This is a genomic window from Neomesorhizobium albiziae (assembly GCF_900114255.1).
In the GTDB taxonomy this organism is placed as follows: domain Bacteria; phylum Pseudomonadota; class Alphaproteobacteria; order Rhizobiales; family Rhizobiaceae; genus Neomesorhizobium; species Neomesorhizobium albiziae.
The window spans coordinates 60,533-78,932 of sequence record NZ_FOSL01000011.1; the positions used below are offsets into that span (position 1 = coordinate 60,533).

An 18,400-nucleotide genomic window follows, 5' to 3' on the forward strand; every position below is an offset into this window, starting at 1 on the left:
CAATGCGCCGATCACGCAGACGGTTGCTGTTCTGCTTTCAGTCATTGCAACAATGAATTGAAAATCAATCGTTTTCGGTTGGTGCCGACGTTTGGCCAAGACGCCTGTAGGGCGGCAGGCCTCGCGCCTCGCGTGAAAACTGGCGCTGGCTGTGCCATGGCCGGTAAGGCTCGCTTATCGCATAGTCGATAGCCGGCGCAGAATCGGGCAACAGGAATATTTCAGCACTCCCTCGCCGCGCCAGATCGCGCTTGGTGATGACTGCGACAGGTTTGCCCGCACAAAGATCTTGCACGGAGGCATCGTCGACCACAATCAGGTCGGCCGTGTCGCATGCCGCTTTTGCGCTTTCTCCGCTGCCGGCGTGAGCCACGACCGCGCCGCTCCGGTGGCGTGCGAGACAGAGGCCGGACTGGCAGGAGAAACCCATATCCGGCTCACCATCCACTTCGGGTTTCGCAAACGCCTGGTTCTTCGGCGTCATGACATCCGCCGCCTGCAGCGCCCGCTGCCAGTTCTGTATGGTGAACGAACTCGGCCGGCTGCGATTGACCGCGACGTTTTCATCGTCAAGACGCATGGCGATGAGCCGTGCATCCTCCGAAACCAGCACGTCGGGCGTCTGCCGCCCGCCGATCCAGATCAGCCCGACACAGAGAAACGGCAATGCGGCCAGGCGCAGCCAGGTCGTGCAAAGTGCTGAGATCGCCAGTGCGATGGTGAGGATTATGACGGCGCCGGGCGGCACGATACCAACGGCGTCGAGCGGCGAGCGCTCCGAAAACCATTCGGCGATCGCCAGCATGACGGAAAGGCCCTTGCCCATCAGGTCGAAGACCGGGCCGTCGAGCCCGAACGGCATTGCCACCATCCCCAGCACCGCCGCCGGCATGACAACGGCCGAAACGACCGGCATTGCCGCAAGGTTGGCGGCAAGGCTGAACGGCGAAATGCGCTGGAAATGGTATGCGCCGTAGGGCGTCGTCGCGACGCCCGCGATCAGTGACGTCAGCGCGAGGCCGCCAGCATAATGAAGGCCCTTGCGGACGAGTCTGAAGGCAAGCGGACGGTGGAAGTCGTCAGGCGTGGTGGCGCGCATCCACTCCCGGTTTGACCACCACGCATAGGCGCCGATCAGCGCCGCCGTGGCGGCGAACGACATCTGGAAGCTCGGGCCGGCGACTTCGTGCGGCGACCAGACGATGACGACCAGTGCGGCAATCGCAAGATTGCGCATGGTCAGTGCCGCGCGATCGAACAGCAGCGCCGTCAGCATCACCGCCAGCATGATGAAGCTGCGTTCGGCGGCGACCGCCGAGCCGGAGATGAACAGGTAGACGGCAATCGCCACCAACGCGGCCGAGGCTGCATATTTCTTGACCGGCCGCCGGGAAGCGAAATCGGGAAACAAGGCAAAACCCGCGCGCAGCGCCCCCATGATCGTGGCCGCCACCAACGCCATATGCAGCCCGGAAATCGACAGGATGTGGGCGAGGCCGGTGCGGCGCAGCGCCTCGTTCACCGGCTCCGGAATGCCCGCACGCACCCCAACGACGAGCGCGGCGGCGATCTCGCCCTCGACGCCGCCGATGCGCTCGCGGATATGCCTGGCAAGCGCTGCGCGTGTATTCTCAACGGCGGCGCGGAATCGCGCGGCAAATCCAGGGGCGGCCGAAGCCTCCACCAGATCCGGCCCGCTCAGGAAAAACCCGTTGGCGCCGATGCCGTCGAAATAGCTTTCGAAGGAGAAATCGTAGCCGTCGGGCCGAACCGGGCCGCTCGGTGGCCGCAAACGCGCGACGCCAACCACCTCTGATCCGGCAATCACGCCAGCCGGTATTTCGCGCGCCGAAACGCGCACTCTGTCCGGCGCATGGCGCAGCACCGGACGCGCCGTTGCGATAACGTCCACGGTCAGCCTGACGCGGCCGTTGGCCTGATGTTCGATGAGAACGACGCGGCCGGTAAGCCGGGTCGATATCTCCGAGCCGATTACCTTTGTCCCTGCGCGCCAGCTTTCGAACTTGGCAATCAGCACGCCAAGCATGACGATCAGGGCGGACAGAAGTGCCAGTTGTATGAGCCTGTTGCCTCGCGACATCACCGTGAGCACGGCCAGTGTGACCGCGCTTGCCCACAGCGCATAGAAAGCCGGCTCGCCGGGCGCGGTGTAATAGAGGATGGCGCCTGCCGCGAGCAGCACCGGCACGAACAGGAACAGCGTGCCTCGGTCGGCCTCTGTCGACAGCGCGGCTGCAAGCCCGCGCGTAAGGCGGGTTCCAATGCGGACCAGCAGATTTTTCGCCGGCGGCGCGGCAAGCGGCGGTCGGATGCGTGAGGACGGAAGGGTCGGGAAAGATGCCGGATCGGCGGTTGCCGGCAACACGTCACCCGGCGGCGCGCCCAAAAACGACCGCTCGCTGACATCTCGACGCACGGTGTCGGCTGCCCCGCCGGCCACTTCGGTTCCCCGCCCCTTGCACCCCGGTCCGCCTATGCTACATGAACGCCACCGAAACACCATGTGCCCGCAGAGCTCGACCGGCCTGCCGCGCGAATAATTGAATCCTCCGGGAAATCAGATGTCCGACACCGTCGTCACCCGCTTTGCCCCCTCGCCCACCGGTTACCTGCATATCGGCGGCGCACGCACGGCGCTCTTCAACTGGCTTTATGCCCGCCACACCGGCGGCACCATGCTGCTGCGCATCGAAGACACCGACCGCGAGCGCTCCACCGAGGCGGCGACGGCTGCGATCATCGATGGGCTGACCTGGCTCGGCCTGCATTGGGAAGGCGAGCCGACCTCGCAGTTCGAGCGTGCGCCGCGCCACCGCGAGGTTGCCGAGGAACTCGTGCGCATGGGCAAGGCCTATTATTGCTATGCGTCGCCCGAGGAACTCAACGAGATGCGCGAGAAGGCCCGCGCCGAAGGCCGGCCGCCGCGTTATGACGGCCGTTGGCGCGACCGCGATCCGTCCGAGGCGCCTGCCGGCGTCAAAGGCGCGATCCGCATCAAGGCGCCGCGTGACGGCGAAACCATCGTGCGCGACCGCGTGCAGGGCGATGTGCGTTTTCCCAACAAGGACCTCGATGATTTCATCATCCTGCGTTCCGACGGCAACCCGACCTACATGCATGCCGTTGTCGTCGACGATCATGACATGGGTGTCACCCATATCATCCGCGGCGACGACCACCTGACCAATGCGGCGCGGCAGACGGTGATCTACAACGCCATGGGCTGGGACGTACCGGTGATGGCGCACATTCCGCTGATTCATGGTGCTGACGGCGCGAAACTGTCGAAGCGTCATGGCGCGCTGGGTGTCGATGCTTATCGCGCCATGGGCTATTTGCCGGCCGCGTTGCGAAACTATCTCGCCCGCCTCGGCTGGAGCCATGGCGACGACGAGGTGATGAGCCTCGACGACATGATCCGCTGGTTCGAGATCGAGGATGTCAACAAGGGCGCGGCGCGTTTCGACTTCCAGAAGCTGGAGGCGCTGAACGGCATCCATATGCGGCAGATGGACGACGCAGCGCTCACCGACACGTTTATCGCCACCCTGCCCTATCTGGAGAACGGCAAGCCGATCGCCGACCGATTGGACCAACAGAAAAAGGCGCAGCTGCTGCAAGCCATGCCCGGCCTGAAGGAGCGTGCGAAAACGCTGGTCGAACTCGCAGAAGGGGCCGCATTCCTGTTTGCCGAGCGCCCGCTACCGCTCGACGAAAAGGCGGCCGGGGTGCTTGGCGAGCCAGCGCGCGGCATTCTGAAGGGCGCCAGAAAAGCGTTGGAGAAGGTGTCGGATGGATGGAATGCAGCCTCAGCCGAGGCTGCAATCCGTGAATTTGCCACCCAGAACGAGCTGAAACTCGGCGCTGTCGCACAGCCGTTGCGTGCAGCGCTTACAGGAAGAAGTACTTCGCCGGGCGTCTTTGACGTGCTCGCCGTCCTCGGCCGCGAGGAGAGCCTGGCGCGCATCGGAGATCAAATCGATTAACGCCTCGGAGTCTCTCTGAATTGTGCATTGAAATCCGCCTGTTGCGGTGCAACATTGTGCCCATGGGCTAATTTGGCAGGCATGGGCAAATGCGCTAGCACATCCGCGCATTGAAATGCATTTGCCTTGTTACAGCCGGGTTTTGCCTTCCTGGCACTGATGAAACGAAGGAGTTTGCGATGACCGAAGCTGCGACAAAACTGGAATTTGGCGGCAAAGCTCCTGAACCGACCGCCAAGCTGGAATTCGGCGGCAAGTCTCACGAATTCACTGTACGCAAAGGCTCGGTCGGACCGGATGTCATCGACATCGCCTCGCTCTACAAGGACACCGGCGCCTTCACCTACGACCCGGGTTTCACCTCGACCGCCTCCTGCGAATCCGAGATCACCTTCATCGATGGCGACGAAGGCATTCTGCTGCATCGCGGCTACCCGATCGACCAGCTTGCCGAACACGGCGATTTCCTCGAGGTCTGCTACCTGCTGCTCTATGGCGAACTGCCGACCAAGGCGCAGAAGGACGATTTCGACTACCGCGTCACCCGCCACACCATGGTGCACGAGCAGATGACTCGGTTCTTCACCGGCTTCCGCCGCGACGCGCATCCGATGGCGGTCATGTGCGGCGTGGTCGGCGCGATGTCGGCCTTCTATCACGACTCGACCGACATCTCGGACCCGCACCAGCGCATGGTCGCGTCGATCCGCATGATCGCGAAAATGCCGACGATTGCCGCGATGGCCTACAAGTACCATATCGGCCAGCCGTTCATTTACCCGAAGAACGAGTTGAACTTCGCCGCCAACTTCCTGCACATGTGCTTTGCGGTGCCGTGCGAGGACTACAAGGTCAACCCGGTGCTGGCGCGCGCCATGGAGCGCATCTTCATCCTGCACGCCGATCACGAGCAGAACGCCTCGACCTCCACGGTGCGGCTTGCCGGCTCGTCGGGCGCCAATCCGTTTGCCTGCATCGCGGCCGGCATCGCCTGCCTCTGGGGCCCGGCGCATGGCGGCGCCAACGAGGCCGCACTCAACATGCTTTCCGAGATCGGCACCGTCGACCGCATTCCGGAATTCATCGCCCGCGCCAAGGACAAGAACGATCCGTTCCGGCTGATGGGCTTCGGCCACCGCGTCTACAAGAACTACGATCCGCGCGCCAAGATCATGCAGAAGACCACGCATGAGGTGCTGGGCGAACTCGGCATCAAGGACGATCCGATGCTCGACGTCGCCATGGAGCTCGAAAAGATCGCGCTCACCGACGACTATTTCATCGAGAAGAAGCTCTATCCGAACATCGACTTCTATTCCGGCATCACTTTGAAGGCGCTGGGCTTCCCCACCACCATGTTCACCGTGCTGTTCGCGGTCGCCCGCACCGTCGGCTGGATCGCCCAGTGGAAGGAAATGATCGAGGATCCGCACCAGAAGATCGGCCGTCCGCGCCAGCTCTACATCGGCGCTCCGGAACGCGACTACGTGCCGATCGCCAAGCGCTGATCCCGGCGCAGAACACCAGCAACAAAAAAGGCGCCCGCAAGGCGCCTTTTTTGTTGGCTAGGAACAAGCCCTAAAAAAAGCGGGGCCGTAGCCCCGCTTTTTCGATGTCCAGCAATTGGCTGGGATCAGTTGCCGGCCTTCGCCTTGTCCTGCTCTTCCTTGAGCTTCTTTGCGAAGTCCTCGTTGTTCTTGGTCACGAAGTCCTGCAGCTTCTTCTGGCGGTCTTCGATGTCCGACTGCTGCATCGGCGCGCCGTCATAGGCGCCGGTGAAGCCCTTCAGGGAAACCTTGATCGGGTTCGGCTGGTTCTGGAAGTTGACCGAGGTCAGCGTGATTTCCTGGCCCTTCTTGAAGCTCGCGACGAGCTGGTCGGAAAGTGCGGTCTCGGCAACGCAGCGGTCTGGGAAGCAGATGACGTAGTCGAGTTTCTGCGCCTTGCCGCCGTCGATCTGCAGGCCGATGCCGGGAGGTACCAGGCGGCCGCTCGGGACCGACACCTGGAAGACCTTGCGGTTCACCTTGCCCTTGAGCTCAATCATGCTGACGCCGGTGACCATCTGGCCGGTGCTGGCCAGCGTGATATTCTGCACGTTGCAGATATCGACGTCTTCCTGCTTCGAACACGCCTTGAACCAGCCTTCCGGAACCTGCTGTTGCTGCTGGGCCACGGCCGGCGAAAGACCGGCGCCAAGAAGCCCGACCACGCCTGCAGCCATGACGGAAAGGGAAGCGTTGGGTTTCAGGCTCGCCATCGTTTAGAAATCCTCTCAACAATTCGGGTCCGGCCGGAGCCGGAAGGTTCCGCTAAGTGTTGCCCAAATAAGGCAACAGAATGACTCTCGCCGGCGTGTTACACCGCATGGGGCTGCGAATCCAGCCGCAAAAGCGTGGATTATGCGCTTCGACCCGGTTCTGGCGGGTAAAGTGCCCCGGCATGGTAGGTTCAGCACCGAATCAGGATTTTCAGCCGCGAATGGAGGTTTGACCATGCGCCATCTGCTGTCAGCGCTGCTTTTGGCCGGCTTTTGCGCGATTACTCCCGTTTCCAACGCTATCGCCGAGCCCAGGCACGCGATCGCCATGCAGGGCGAGCCGGGTTTGCCTGCCGATTTCGCGCATTTTCCCTACGCCAACCCCGATGCGCCGAAAGGCGGCTCCGTGAATTACTGCGTGGTCGGAAGCTTCGACAATCTGAACCCATTCATCATCAAGAGCCTCAGAACCACCGCGCGAGGCGTGATCGACACCATCTTCGGGAACCTCGTCTTCGAACCCCTCATGCAGCGCAGCGCCGACGAGGCATTTTCGCTTTATGGCCTGCTGGCCGAGTCGATCGACATTACGCCGGATCGAAAAATCGCGGAATTCAACCTCAATCCGAAGGCGAAATGGTCGGATGGCCGGCCGGTGAGGCCTGAAGATGTGATCTTTACGTACAAGGTTTTCACTGAAAAGGGCCGCCCGCCCTACAGCGACCGCATGAAGAAGATCGAAAAGATCGAAAAGACCGGTGAACACAAGGTCCGCTTCACGTTCAACGAAAACTCGGATCGCGAGTTTCCGCTGGTCGTGGCGCTGACGCCGATCCTTCCCGAGCATGCCTTCAATTTCGACACTTTCGACGAAACCACGCTGAAGCCAGTGATCGGCAGCGGCGCCTACAGGATCGTGCAAGTGGTTCCAGGACAGCGCATCGTGTTCGAACGCAATCCTGACTACTGGGCAAAGGACATCCCCGCCAAGCGTGGGGTCGACAACTACGATCGCATCACCATCGATTACTTCCTCAACGCCAATTCGCAATTCGAGGCGTTCAAGAAAGGGCTGTGCTCGATTCAGACCGAGGCTGACCCGGTGAAGCGGGAGCGCGATTTCGATTTTCCCGCCGTCAAGAGCGGCCAGGTCGTGCTCGAAACCTTCGAAACGGGCCTTCCTCCGGTCGTGACCGGCTTTTTGTTCAACACACGCTTGCCGAAATTCGCCGACGTGCGCGTGCGCCGCGCCCTTGCCATGCTCTATGATTTCGAGTGGGCGAACAGGAATCTCTTCGCGGGACAGTACCAGCAGACGGTAAGCTATTGGCAGAACACCGAATTGTCGGCCATCGGCCAGCCGGCGAGCGATTTCGAACGAAAACTGCTTGCTCCATTCCCCGATGCGGTCCTGCCTGAACTCATGAACGGCACCTACCGCCCTCCCCGGGCCGATGGCTCGGGCGGTGACCGCAAGCTGCTGCGTGCGGCGCTCGATCTTTTGAAAGAGGCCGGCTTTTCATTCAAGGACAGAAAACTACTGCAACCTTCTGGCGAACCATTCGGCTTTGAAATCCTGATCGCGTCGCAGAGCGAGGAGCGGCTCGCAACGATCTATCAGCGCACGCTGCAGAAGATCGGCATTGACGTCACCATCCGCGCGCTCGAAGCGGATCAGATCCAGATGCGCAAGCAACGCTTTGATTTCGAGGCGCTGATCGGAACCACCGGTTTCCAGGGGACGCTCTCGCCCGGCATTGAACTGCTTTTCCGCTGGGGATCTGCATCGCGCGATGCCGAAGGTTCGTTCAATCTGGCTGGCGTCGCCGATCCTGCCATCGACGCTGTCATCGAAGCCATTCTCAACGCGGACAGCCGGGAAAATTATGTCGCGGCCGTGCGGTCGCTCGACCGGCTACTGATCTCGGGCGCCTATATCGTGCCAACGCAGCACAACACAGAGCAGTTCATGGCATACTGGAACTATCTCGAACATCCGGACAAGACACCTATATTCGGATATCAACTGTTCACCTGGTGGCGCAAACCCGACTGATCGGATGACAGCTATGATTGATGTCCCTTCCATCACCGTCGATGTCGTGTCCGACGTGGTCTGCCCGTGGTGTTTCATCGGCCAGAAACGCCTCGACAAGGCCATCGAGGCAGTGCCTGAAATCGCGGTCGAAGTCCACTGGCGCCCCTATCAGCTCGATCCGACGATCCCGCCGCAGGGCAAGGACCGCAAACAGTACATGCTGGACAAATTCGGCAGCGAGGAGCGCATCCGCCAGATTCACGAGCGGATCGAACCGCTGGGCGCGGCCGAAGGCATTGCCTTCGACTTCGGCGCCATCAAGGTGGCCCCCAACACACTCGACGCACACCGTGTGATCCGCTGGGCGGGAACTGCTGGAGACGGCGTTCAGAATCGCCTGGTGCGCCGGCTGTTCCAGCTCAATTTCGAGGAAGGCGCAAACATCGGCGATCACACCGTGCTTGTCGAAGCGGCGCGTGAGGCCGGCATGGACGCCGCGGTGGTCGAAACGCTGCTCCCGACAGACGCCGACCGCGATACCGTTATGGGCGAGATCGGCACCGCGGCACGCATGGGAATTACCGGCGTGCCGTGTTTCCTGCTCCAGGGCAAATATGCGGTCATGGGAGCGCAGGACACGGCCACACTCGCCGATGCTATTCGCCAGGTCGCGGCCGCCAAGGCGCGGGGCGAACTCGATCCGCAACCTGTCTAGGGTGTGTGGAGATTTAGGTCAGGCCGAGCCGAAAGTGGTGGATTTCGAGAACCGGAGCGCAGCGTACATTTTGGTACGTGAGCACCGGAAGCGGAGAAAGCCGCCATTTGCAGGCCGGCCTCACCTGAATATCGACACACCCTAGGCCTCCACCTTTTCCGCCAGCCGCGCCAGTTGCGTCATCACCACGGCGGCGCCCGCCAGGCGTTTTTCCGGGTTCGGCCAGTCGCGGATGAACACAACGCTCTGGTCCGGACGGATTTTCGCCAGCGAGCCTTGTTCGGCGATGAAGCGCACCAGGCCCGTCGGGTCCGCGAATTCGCGTTTGCGAAAGTGGATGACGACGCCTTTCGGCCCGGCATCCAGCTTTTCGACATTGGCCTTGCGGCAGAGCGCCTTGATGTAGACGATCTTCAGGAGATGCTCGACCTCCTGCGGCAGCGAGCCGAAGCGGTCGATCATTTCGGCGCCGAACGCGTCGATTTCCTCCGGCGTCTCCAATTCGCCAAGGCGGCGATAGAGCGCCAGCCTGAGCTGCAGGTCGGGCACATATCCTTCGGGGATCATCACGGCGGTGCCGATCGCGATCTGCGGCGACCAGCCGCTGTCGGCCACCTCGCCTGAATCCTTCACCTCGGCCACCGCCTCCTCCAGCATCTGCTGGTAGAGTTCGAAACCGACTTCCTTGATATGGCCGGACTGTTCTTCGCCCAAAAGGTTGCCGGCGCCGCGAATATCGAGGTCATGGCTGGCGAGCTGGAAGCCTGCTCCGAGCGTGTCGAGCGACTGCAGGACCTTCAGGCGGCGATCCGCGGTGTCTGTCAGCTTGCGGTTGGCCGGCAGCGTGAACAGCGAATAGGCGCGCACCTTCGAACGGCCGACGCGACCGCGCAGCTGGTAGAGCTGCGCTAGGCCGAACATGTCGGCGTGGTGCACGATCAGCGTGTTGGCGGTCGGAATATCCAGTCCGGATTCGACGATGGTGGTCGACAACAGCACGTCGTACTGCCCGTCGTAGAAGGCATTCATGATGTCGTCGAGCTCGCCGGCCGCCATCTGGCCGTGCGCCACGCCCACCTTCAGTTCCGGCACCGATTCCTGCAGGAACTGAAGGATTTCGGCGAGATCCGAGATGCGGGGCACCACATAGAACGAATGCCCGCCGCGATAACGTTCGCGCAGCAGCGTCTCGCGGATGACCAGCGGATCGAATGGCGAGATGAACGTACGCACCGCCATGCGGTCGACCGGCGGCGTGGCGATCAACGACAGTTCGCGCACGCCGGTCAGCGCCAGTTGCAATGTGCGCGGGATCGGCGTCGCCGAAAGCGTCAGCACGTGCACGTCGCTTTTCAGGTCCTTGAGGCGTTCCTTGTGCTTGACGCCGAAATGCTGCTCTTCGTCGATAATCAGCAGGCCGAGATTCCTGAACGAGATCGAGGCGCCGAGCAGCGCGTGGGTGCCGACCACGATGTCGACCGTGCCGTCGGCGATGCCCTTCTTGGTCTCGGCCAGTTCCTTGGTGCCAACCAGCCGCGATGCCTGCCGCACCCTGATCGGCAAGCCGGCAAACCGCTGCGAAAACGTCTTGAAATGCTGGCGGGCGAGCAAGGTGGTAGGCACCACCACCGCCACCTGGAACCCTTCCATCGCCGCGATAAAGGCCGCGCGCAGCGCTACCTCTGTTTTTCCAAAGCCGACATCGCCGCAGATTAGCCGGTCCATCGGCTTGCCCGCGCCGAGGTCATCTACGACAGAGTCGATGGCGTTCTGCTGGTCGTCGGTCTCTTCATAGGGGAAGCGCGCCGCGAACTCGCCATAGAGCCCTTCGGCGGGGTTCATCGCAGGCGCCGCGCGCATCTGCCGTTCGGCGGCGATGCGGATCAGCTGCCCCGCCATTTCGAGCAGGCGGCGCTTCAGCCGCGCCTTGCGCGATTGCCAGGCGCCGCCGCCAAGCTTGTCGAGGGGGGCCTCTGCCGTATCCGAACCGTAGCGCGACAGAAGCTCGATATTTTCGACCGGCAGGAACAGCCTGTCGTCGCCGGCATAGTGGATTTCGACGCAATCATGCGGCGCGCCCATGGCCTCGATGGTGCGCAGGCCGATGAAGCGCCCGATGCCATGATCGGCGTGCACGACGATGTCGCCGGCCGCCAGCGACGCCACTTCGGAAATGAAGTCGGCGGCGCGCTTGCGTTTCTTCGAGCGCCGAACCAGCCGATCGCCCAGAATGTCCTGTTCGGCCACGACGATGAATTTCTGCGCGTCGAACCCGGTCTCCAGAGGCAGCACGGCAAGACCCGCCTGCCCCGGCTCGAGGGCCTCGACCTCTGCCAGCGTGGCGACGCGTTTCAGGTTGCCGAGATGGTGCTCCTCGAGAATCTGGGTCAGGCGGTCGAGCGAACCTTCCGTCCAGCCGGCGACCACGACGCGCTGCTTGCCGGTGCGCACGGCGGAAATATGCTTGACCACCGCGTCGAAAACGTTGGCGTTGGGATCGGCGCGCTCTTCCGCGAAGGTGTGGCCGTGCTTCGATCCGGCGTGGTAGACGCGCGTTTCACTGGTTTCAGGCGTGTCGAATGGCGTCAGCTCGATTGCCGAGCGCTCGCCAAGCGATCCGGTCACATCGTCCGGCGAGAGGTAGAGCAACGCCGGCGGCACCGGTTTGTATGGCACGGCATCCTTCAGCGCGCCCTCGGCGCCGCGCTTGCGCGCTTCGTAATAGTCGATGATCAGCGTGTGTCGTTCGGCGAGCGCTTCGCGGGCCAGATGATCGAACACCACAGGGGCGTTCGGCACGAAGTCGAAAACCGTATCGAGCTTTTCGTAGAAAAACGGCAGCCAGTGTTCCATGCCGGCGAAACGGCGGCCTTCGCTGACAGCGGCATAGAGCCCGTCATCGCGCGCCGGCGCTCCGAACGCCTCGATGTAGCTGCGGCGAAACCTGCTGATGGTTTCGGGCGTCAGCGCCACCTCGCTCATCGCCTGTAGCGTCAATGTCTTGCGCTGGCCGATGGTGCGCTGCGTCGCGACATCGAAGGCGCGAATCGATTCCAGCGTGTCGCCGAAGAAGTCGAGCCGCAGCGGCTCCGGCGTGCCCGGCGCATAAAGATCGAGAATGCCGCCGCGCACCGCGAACTCGCCAACGTCGCGCACTGTCGCCACCCGCTCGAAGCCCGAATTTTCGAGCCGCGCGATCAACTGATTCATCTCCACCTGGCCACTGGCGCGGGCATGGAACGTCTGCGCTTCGATGACGCTCGCCGGCGGAATCCGTTGCAACACCGCATTGGCGGTGGTCAGGATAACGGCGCGATGCGGCTTCTGCTGCAACGCGATCATCGCCGCCAGTGCATCGAGGCGGCGCGCCGCGGCATCGGAACCCGGTGACACCCGGTCGTAAGGCAGGCAATCCCAGGCGGGGAATTCCAGCACCGGAAGCTCCGGCGCGGCAAACGCCAGCGCCTCGGCGATCGCCGGCAACCGCTGGCCGTCGCGGGCGACGAAGAGGATCGGCCCGTCGCTTGCGATTTCGCCGGCGAGCGCTGCAAGCGCGAACGCCTCGTAGCCATCGGCTACGCCGTCGACGATGGAGCGGCCGCCGCGCGCCTTGGAAAGGCCGATAGGATCGATAAGGCTCATGTCAGCTTCTGAAAGTCATGGCCCGGCGGAACGCCAGGATTTTTAACAGGATGTCGCTGCGGTCGGCTTCCGGGATCGCCCGTTCGCCGGTGACCCAGGGCAGCAATTCGGTGTCGGGAATATCGAGAAGCTTCTCATATTGGTCGATTTCGGCCTCGTTCAAGGCGCCGATCTCGGCGTCCGCGAAGCTTCCGAGAATCAGGTCCATCTCGCGCATGCCGCGATGCCAGGAGCGGAACAGAAGCTTGCGCCGCCGGGCATCCAGTCCTTCGCTCGATCGCGTCATGCCGGTCATTGTCGTTTTCCCGATGAGAGCGGCGCATATAGCGTGGATGGCGCGCCCTGTCAGCCTTGCATGCGCGGCAACCCTGCATAAGTTGGCGGCATGCGCCCTTCCCTGCTCGATCCGCTGTTTGCACCCATCACTTCGCTCGATGGCGTTGGCCCAAAAGTCGCGGACATGATCGAAAAGGTCGTGCCGGCCGACCTCACCGACCGGCATGCGCGCGCCGGCGACCTTCTGTTCACCTTGCCGCATTCGATCATCGATCGCCGCAACCGGCCGGGCATTGCCTTTTCGCCGGCCGGCGCCATCGTCACGCTCGACCTGCGTGTCGACCGTCACCAGCCGCCTCCGCGCGGCAACCGCTCGGTGCCATACCGCGTCTATGCGTATGACGACACCGGCGAGATCGGCCTCACCTTTTTCCACGCGCATGCCGCCTATCTGGAGAAAGCCATGCCGGTCGGCGAAAACATCGTCGTCAGCGGCCGCATGGAATGGTTCAACGGCCGCCCCACCATGGTTCACCCCGACCACATCGCCTTGGCCGGCCAGGCCGACGGGCTGCCCCTGCTTGAACCGGTCTATCCATTGACTGCGGGCCTTTCCGCGAAAGTGCTGCGGCGCGCAATCGGGCAATCCCTGGCCAGGGTTCCCTTACTGCCGGAGTGGCTTGATGGCGAGGTGAAGCGCCGCCAGACCTTTCCGCTGTTTGGCGAAGCCTTGCAGCGCCTGCACAACCCCGCCGACCCGATCGACGTTTCGCCGGAAAATCCGGCGTGGCGGCGGCTTGCCTATGACGAGCTTCTCGCCGGGCAGATTTCGCTGGCGCTGGTGCGCGCACGTACAAAGCGACTCTCCGGTCGGCCGCTCACAGGCGATGGCCGCATCGTCGAACAGATCAGGGCAGCACTTCCCTATTCGCTGACCCGCTCGCAGGAACAGGCGCTGGCCGAAATCAACGACGATCTGGCGAGCCCCGACCGCATGCTGCGCCTGCTGCAGGGCGATGTCGGCTCCGGCAAGACCGTTGTGGCGCTGCTTGCCATGGCTCGTGCAGTCGAGGCCGGTGGCCAGGCGGCGCTGATGGCGCCGACCGAAATCCTGGCGCGGCAGCATTTCGCCACCATCGCACCTCTCGCGGCGCGCGCGGGGTTGACCACCGCCGTCCTTACCGGACGCGAAAAGGGCCGCGAACGCACCGAAATCCTGAACGGACTGCAAACCGGCTCAATCGATATCGTCATCGGCACGCACGCACTTTTCCAGGAGCCGGTCAACTATCACGATCTGGTGCTCGCGATCGTCGACGAGCAACACCGGTTCGGCGTCCACCAGCGCCTGGCGATCACCGCCAAGGGCGACGCGCCCGACATGCTGGTGATGACCGCGACGCCGATCCCGCGCACGCTGGTGCTGACCGCATTCGGTGACATGGATGTCTCGCGACTCACCGAAAAACCGGCAGGCCGGCAGCCGATCCGCACCGTCACCTTGCCGCTCGACCGCCTCGACGATCTCATCGGCCGCATGCGCGACGCCATCGGCGACGGCCAGAAGGTCTACTGGATTTGCCCGCTGGTCGAAGAATCCGAAGAGATCAAGCTAATGTCGGCCGAGGATCGCCATGCGATGCTCGAAGAGATTTTCGGCGATATCGTCGGCCTGGTGCATGGCCGCATGAAAGGCGCCGAGAAGGACGAGGCGATGCGTGCCTTCAAGGCCGGCGAAACGCGCGTCCTCGTCGCCACCACCGTCATTGAAGTCGGCGTCGACGTTCCGGACGCCACCATCATCGTAATCGAGCACGCCGAGCGTTTCGGCCTTGCGCAGCTGCACCAGTTGCGTGGCCGGGTCGGGCGCGGCGACAAACCGTCGTCCTGCGTGCTGCTCTACAAGGACCCTCTCGGCGAAACCGCCAGGCGGCGCCTTTCGGTGATGCGCGAAACCGAGGACGGGTTCCTGATCTCGGAAGAAGACCTGAAATTGCGCGGCGAAGGCGAAGTGTTGGGCACCCGGCAGTCCGGGACACCCGGCTTCCAGGTGGCGCGCATCGAGTTCCACGCCGACCTCCTGGAAATCGCCCGCGACGATGCGCGGCTCCTGCTTTCACAGGACCCCGAACTCCAGTCCGGGCGCGGCGAAGCAATCCGGATCCTGCTTTATCTCTTCGGGCGTGACGAGGCGGTGCGACTGCTGCGCGCCGGCTGATCCCCGGTTGTCGCGGGGTCGTTCGCCGCCTCGGTGACAGCTTGCGGAGCGGCTTTCTGTTTTGCCAGAGCTTCCTTTGCCAACGCCCTGGTTTTATTTCTGTATTCCGGGCCGACGAGTCCTGCTGAAATCAACAGCTTGGCGGCATCCTCGACGCTCATGTCGAGCGGAATGACGTCCTTTTCAGGCACATAAAGCAGGTACCCTGTCGTTACGTTCGGCGTGATCGGCCTAAATACCGCGATCGTCTTGCCTTCCCGCTCCTCCAGCGCGTCGCTGATTTCGCTGTCTTCCTGCGCCGCTATGAAGACGATCGACCACGCGCCCTTGCGCGGATATTCGAACAGCCCGACCCTCGAGAACAGTTCCGTGCGATGCGCCAGCACCGTCTCGAATATCTGCTTCAGGCCGCTGTAGACATTGCGCACCAGCGGCATGCGGTTGAGAAGCTTCTCGCCGTAGTTGATGATCGAGCGGCCGATGATGTTGGCGGTGAGGAAGCCGATCAGCGTGATCAGCACCAGAGCCACGATCAGCCCGAACCCCGGAACCGCGAACGGCAGGTAGTTGTCCGGGTTGTAGCGTCCCGGAATGTAGGGTTTCACCCAGGAATCGACCCAGTGGATCACCGTCCAGGACAAATACGCGGTAATCGCCAGCGGCGCGCATACGATTATGCCGGTCAGGAAATAGTTCCTGAGTCTGAGCATGCCGGAGACGGAGGTTACTGGCTTTGACATTGGTCTTCACTAACATTGTGCGCCGCAACAAGGTAGCGTGTTGAAACAATGTTTGAATAGCCGAATGTGACGACAGCGCGACAGTTTGCGCTGATCGAGCCAAATGGAACAAACTGGCCACCTCAGCGTCGTTCAGGCAGAAACCGCCCGATGGAGTGAACCATGGAATATCGAACCGCGACCATCGCAGATCTCGCCACCATTTTCCGGGAATTGGCTCGCCGGATGGCCTCCGAATACGCGACCGCCGGTCTGAACATCGACGAGGTGAAGGACGAATTCGTGATGAGCCTCAAAGAAGGCCGGGCGCACACGCTGCTGGAGGATGGAAAACCGGTCGCTCTCATCGCCTGGCGCGAGAGCGATCACGCTGCCCAAACGGCCTTCGCAGCACATGAAAGCTTCTTCTCACGGTCCAGCGTCCGCTTTTGCAAAAAGCACATCAGGCGAATCCAGGCCCTCTGTGGCAACCTCCCGATCCATTCATACAGTTGGTTGGACCGTCCCGATGTCGCAAAATGGTTTCGCATTATCGGTTTCAACGAACGCGAGCGCAGCAACGGCTTTATCATTTACGAACTCGCGCCTGCCTGAGCTCCACAGGTTGAGATTCAGGTCAGGCCGGCATCACCTGAATATCGACACGCCCTATTCGACGGTCACCGACTTCGCCAGGTTGCGCGGCTGGTCGACGTCGGTGCCCATGAACACCGCCGTGAAATAGGCCAGCATCTGGATCGGCAACGCATAGATCAGCGGCGCGATGATCTCCGGCACGTCCGGCAGCACGATGGTCTCCATCGTCTTGACGCTGGCAAGTGCTGCGCCCTTCTTGTCGGTGATCAGGATGATCTTGCCGCCGCGCGCCGCCACTTCCTGCATGTTCGACACCGTCTTTTCGAAAATGCGGTCATGCGGCGCGATCACGATCACCGGCATATTCTCGTCGATCAGCGCGATCGGGCCGTGTTTCAGTTCGCCCGCCGCGTAGCCTTCGGCGTGGATATAGGAAATTTCCTTGAGCTTGAGCGCGCCTTCCATGGCAAGCGGGAAGTTGGTGTCGCGGCCGAGATAGAGTACATGGTGGTAGCGTGAAAGATCGCGTGCCAACTTCTCGATCTGCTCCTCGAGCTTCAGCACCTGGGTGGCAAAGCGCGGCGCCTCGGAGAGCTGGTGCACCAGCGCCTTTTCCTGCTCGCGCGAAATGGTTCCGCGCGCCACGCCGGCCCGCACCGCCAGTGAAGCCAGAACCGAAAGCTGGCAGGTGAACGCCTTGGTCGAGGCGACGCCGATTTCCGGCCCGGCGAGCGTCGGCAGGACGACGTCGGACTCGCGCGCTATGGTCGATTCGCGCACGTTGACAATGGCGCCGATCGGAACGCCGGCGCTGCGGCAATAGCGCAGCGAGGCAAGCGTGTCGGCGGTCTCGCCTGATTGCGAGATGAAGAATGCCGCGCTGTCCTTCGAAATCGGCATTTCGCGGTAGCGGAACTCGGAAGCGATATCGATATCGACCGGCAGCCGCGCCAGCCGCTCGAACCAGTACTTGCCGATCAGGCCACTCAGATAGGCCGTGCCGCAGGCCGAGATCGCGATGCGGTCGAGCTTGGCGAAATCGAATGGCAAATCCAGCGGCTTCGAGCTGTCGCTGGTGAAATCGAGATAGTGCGCCAGCGTGTGCGAGATTACTTCCGGCTGCTCATGGATTTCCTTTTCCATGAAATGCCGCCGGTTGCCCTTGTCGACCATGTAGCTGGTCGACAGCGACTGCTGGCGCTTGCGTTCCACGCGGGCGCCGTCCATGTCGAAAATTTCGGCTTTGTCGCGGCGGATGGTCGCCCAGTCGCCATCTTCCAGATAAGTCACGGAATTGGTGAAAGGAGCAAGCGCGATGGCGTCGGAGCCGAGGAACATCTCGCCTTCGCCGTGGCCGACGGCCAGCGGCGGGCCGTTGCGGGCTCCTACGATCAGATCCTCGTCGCCCTGGAACATGATGGCCAGTGCAAAGGCGCCTTCCAGCTGCTTCAACGTGCCGTGCGCGGCGGCGACCGGATCGGCGCCGCGCTTCAGTTCGCGGGCGATCAGGTGGGCGACCACCTCGGTGTCGGTCTGCGAGGAAAAAACATAACCGTCGGCAATCAGTTCGTCGCGCAGGCTGGCGAAGTTCTCGATGATGCCGTTGTGGACCACGGCGACGCCGTTGGAAAAATGCGGATGCGCGTTGGTTTCATTGGGCACGCCATGCGTGGCCCAGCGCGTGTGGCCGATACCGATCTTGCCGTCGAGCGGCTCGGCGTTGAGCCGCTTCTCGAGATTGACGAGCTTGCCTTCCGCGCGCCGGCGGCCGAGAACGCCGGCCTCGATGGTCGCGACGCCGGCCGAATCGTAACCGCGATACTCAAGCCGCTTCAGCGCATCGACGATAAGCGGCGCTACAGGCCCGCGGCCGACGATCCCAACAATTCCGCACATGCGTCCAAACCCCGTTTCAAAAGAGTGTCACC

General features: G+C 62.5%; 12 protein-coding genes. 6 read left to right on the forward strand and 6 right to left on the reverse strand.

Annotated features, from left to right (window positions below; translation table 11 throughout):
* Positions 1 to 64: 64 nt before the first annotated feature.
* Positions 65 to 2,461, reverse strand: a complete 2,397-nt coding sequence (locus F3H98_RS17825) for a ComEC/Rec2 family competence protein (RefSeq protein WP_244621770.1) — start codon at positions 2,459 to 2,461, stop codon at positions 65 to 67.
* 121 nt (positions 2,462 to 2,582) lie between these two features.
* Between F3H98_RS17825 and gltX the strand changes: the two genes are divergently transcribed.
* A complete protein-coding gene (gene gltX, locus F3H98_RS17830) occupies positions 2,583 to 4,007 on the forward strand; it encodes a glutamate--tRNA ligase (RefSeq protein ID WP_149761514.1) in 1,425 nt (474 codons plus the stop codon).
* Between the two features lie 179 nt (positions 4,008 to 4,186).
* Positions 4,187 to 5,515 carry a citrate synthase gene (gene gltA, locus F3H98_RS17835; RefSeq protein ID WP_149761515.1) on the forward strand — a complete coding sequence of 443 codons (1,329 nt, stop codon included), beginning with the start codon at positions 4,187 to 4,189 and terminating at the stop codon, positions 5,513 to 5,515.
* A 125-nt stretch (positions 5,516 to 5,640) separates the two neighbouring features.
* Here the strand turns inward: gltA and F3H98_RS17840 are convergent, their stop codons facing one another.
* Positions 5,641 to 6,267 (reverse strand): invasion associated locus B family protein, encoded by a 627-nt coding sequence (locus F3H98_RS17840; RefSeq protein ID WP_149761516.1) that lies wholly within the window; start codon positions 6,265 to 6,267, stop codon positions 5,641 to 5,643.
* A gap of 328 nt (positions 6,268 to 6,595) precedes the next feature.
* On the opposite strand from F3H98_RS17840, the gene F3H98_RS17845 reads away from it, so the two are divergent.
* Both F3H98_RS17845 and F3H98_RS17850 read left to right on the forward strand, forming a co-directional pair.
* Positions 6,596 to 8,323 (forward strand): extracellular solute-binding protein, encoded by a 1,728-nt coding sequence (locus F3H98_RS17845; protein ID WP_425294853.1) that lies wholly within the window; start codon positions 6,596 to 6,598, stop codon positions 8,321 to 8,323.
* A 13-nt stretch (positions 8,324 to 8,336) separates the two neighbouring features.
* Positions 8,337 to 9,020: a DsbA family oxidoreductase gene (locus F3H98_RS17850; RefSeq protein ID WP_149761518.1), complete on the forward strand. Its 684-nt coding sequence runs from the start codon at positions 8,337 to 8,339 to the stop codon at positions 9,018 to 9,020.
* A 141-nt stretch (positions 9,021 to 9,161) separates the two neighbouring features.
* On the opposite strand, the gene mfd is transcribed toward F3H98_RS17850, so the two are convergent.
* Both mfd and F3H98_RS17860 read right to left on the reverse strand, forming a co-directional pair.
* Complete coding sequence (gene mfd, locus F3H98_RS17855) at positions 9,162 to 12,662, reverse strand: transcription-repair coupling factor (RefSeq protein ID WP_149761519.1); 3,501 nt, start codon at positions 12,660 to 12,662, stop codon at positions 9,162 to 9,164.
* Position 12,663: 1 nt separating this feature from the next.
* On the reverse strand, positions 12,664 to 12,957 hold the full coding sequence (locus F3H98_RS17860) for an FAD assembly factor SdhE (protein WP_149761520.1): 294 nt from the start codon (positions 12,955 to 12,957) through the stop codon (positions 12,664 to 12,666).
* Positions 12,958 to 13,047: 90 nt separating this feature from the next.
* On the opposite strand from F3H98_RS17860, the gene recG reads away from it, so the two are divergent.
* The gene (recG, locus tag F3H98_RS17865) at positions 13,048 to 15,156 is read left to right on the forward strand and encodes an ATP-dependent DNA helicase RecG (RefSeq protein ID WP_149761521.1); all 2,109 of its coding nucleotides are present in this window, start codon (positions 13,048 to 13,050) and stop codon (positions 15,154 to 15,156) included.
* Here the strand turns inward: recG and F3H98_RS17870 are convergent.
* Positions 15,108 to 15,896 (reverse strand): DUF502 domain-containing protein, encoded by a 789-nt coding sequence (locus F3H98_RS17870; RefSeq protein ID WP_244621771.1) that lies wholly within the window; start codon positions 15,894 to 15,896, stop codon positions 15,108 to 15,110. The genes recG and F3H98_RS17870 overlap by 49 nt on opposite strands.
* 162 nt (positions 15,897 to 16,058) lie before the next feature.
* On the opposite strand from F3H98_RS17870, the gene F3H98_RS17875 reads away from it, so the two are divergent.
* Positions 16,059 to 16,490 (forward strand): hypothetical protein, encoded by a 432-nt coding sequence (locus F3H98_RS17875; protein WP_149761522.1) that lies wholly within the window; start codon positions 16,059 to 16,061, stop codon positions 16,488 to 16,490.
* A 54-nt stretch (positions 16,491 to 16,544) separates the two neighbouring features.
* Here the strand turns inward: F3H98_RS17875 and glmS are convergent, their stop codons facing one another.
* A complete protein-coding gene (glmS, locus tag F3H98_RS17880; protein ID WP_149761523.1) occupies positions 16,545 to 18,368 on the reverse strand; it encodes a glutamine--fructose-6-phosphate transaminase (isomerizing) in 1,824 nt (607 codons plus the stop codon).
* Positions 18,369 to 18,400 lie beyond the last annotated feature (32 nt).

Bases quoted from the DNA above. Each gene is read 5' to 3' on its own strand.
- gltX (WP_149761514.1), top strand. From the start codon at position 2,583: ATGTCCGACACCGTCGTCACCCGCTTTGCCCCCTCGCCCACCGGTTAC.
- gltA (WP_149761515.1), top strand. From the start codon at position 4,187: ATGACCGAAGCTGCGACAAAACTGGAATTTGGCGGCAAAGCTCCTGAA.
- F3H98_RS17840 (WP_149761516.1), bottom strand. From the start codon at position 6,267: ATGGCGAGCCTGAAACCCAACGCTTCCCTTTCCGTCATGGCTGCAGGC.
- F3H98_RS17845 (WP_425294853.1), top strand. From the start codon at position 6,596: ATGCAGGGCGAGCCGGGTTTGCCTGCCGATTTCGCGCATTTTCCCTAC.
- F3H98_RS17850 (WP_149761518.1), top strand. From the start codon at position 8,337: ATGATTGATGTCCCTTCCATCACCGTCGATGTCGTGTCCGACGTGGTC.
- mfd (WP_149761519.1), bottom strand. From the start codon at position 12,662: ATGAGCCTTATCGATCCTATCGGCCTTTCCAAGGCGCGCGGCGGCCGC.
- F3H98_RS17860 (WP_149761520.1), bottom strand. From the start codon at position 12,957: ATGACCGGCATGACGCGATCGAGCGAAGGACTGGATGCCCGGCGGCGC.
- recG (WP_149761521.1), top strand. From the start codon at position 13,048: ATGCGCCCTTCCCTGCTCGATCCGCTGTTTGCACCCATCACTTCGCTC.
- F3H98_RS17870 (WP_244621771.1), bottom strand. From the start codon at position 15,896: ATGTCAAAGCCAGTAACCTCCGTCTCCGGCATGCTCAGACTCAGGAAC.
- F3H98_RS17875 (WP_149761522.1), top strand. From the start codon at position 16,059: ATGGAATATCGAACCGCGACCATCGCAGATCTCGCCACCATTTTCCGG.
- glmS (WP_149761523.1), bottom strand. From the start codon at position 18,368: ATGTGCGGAATTGTTGGGATCGTCGGCCGCGGGCCTGTAGCGCCGCTT.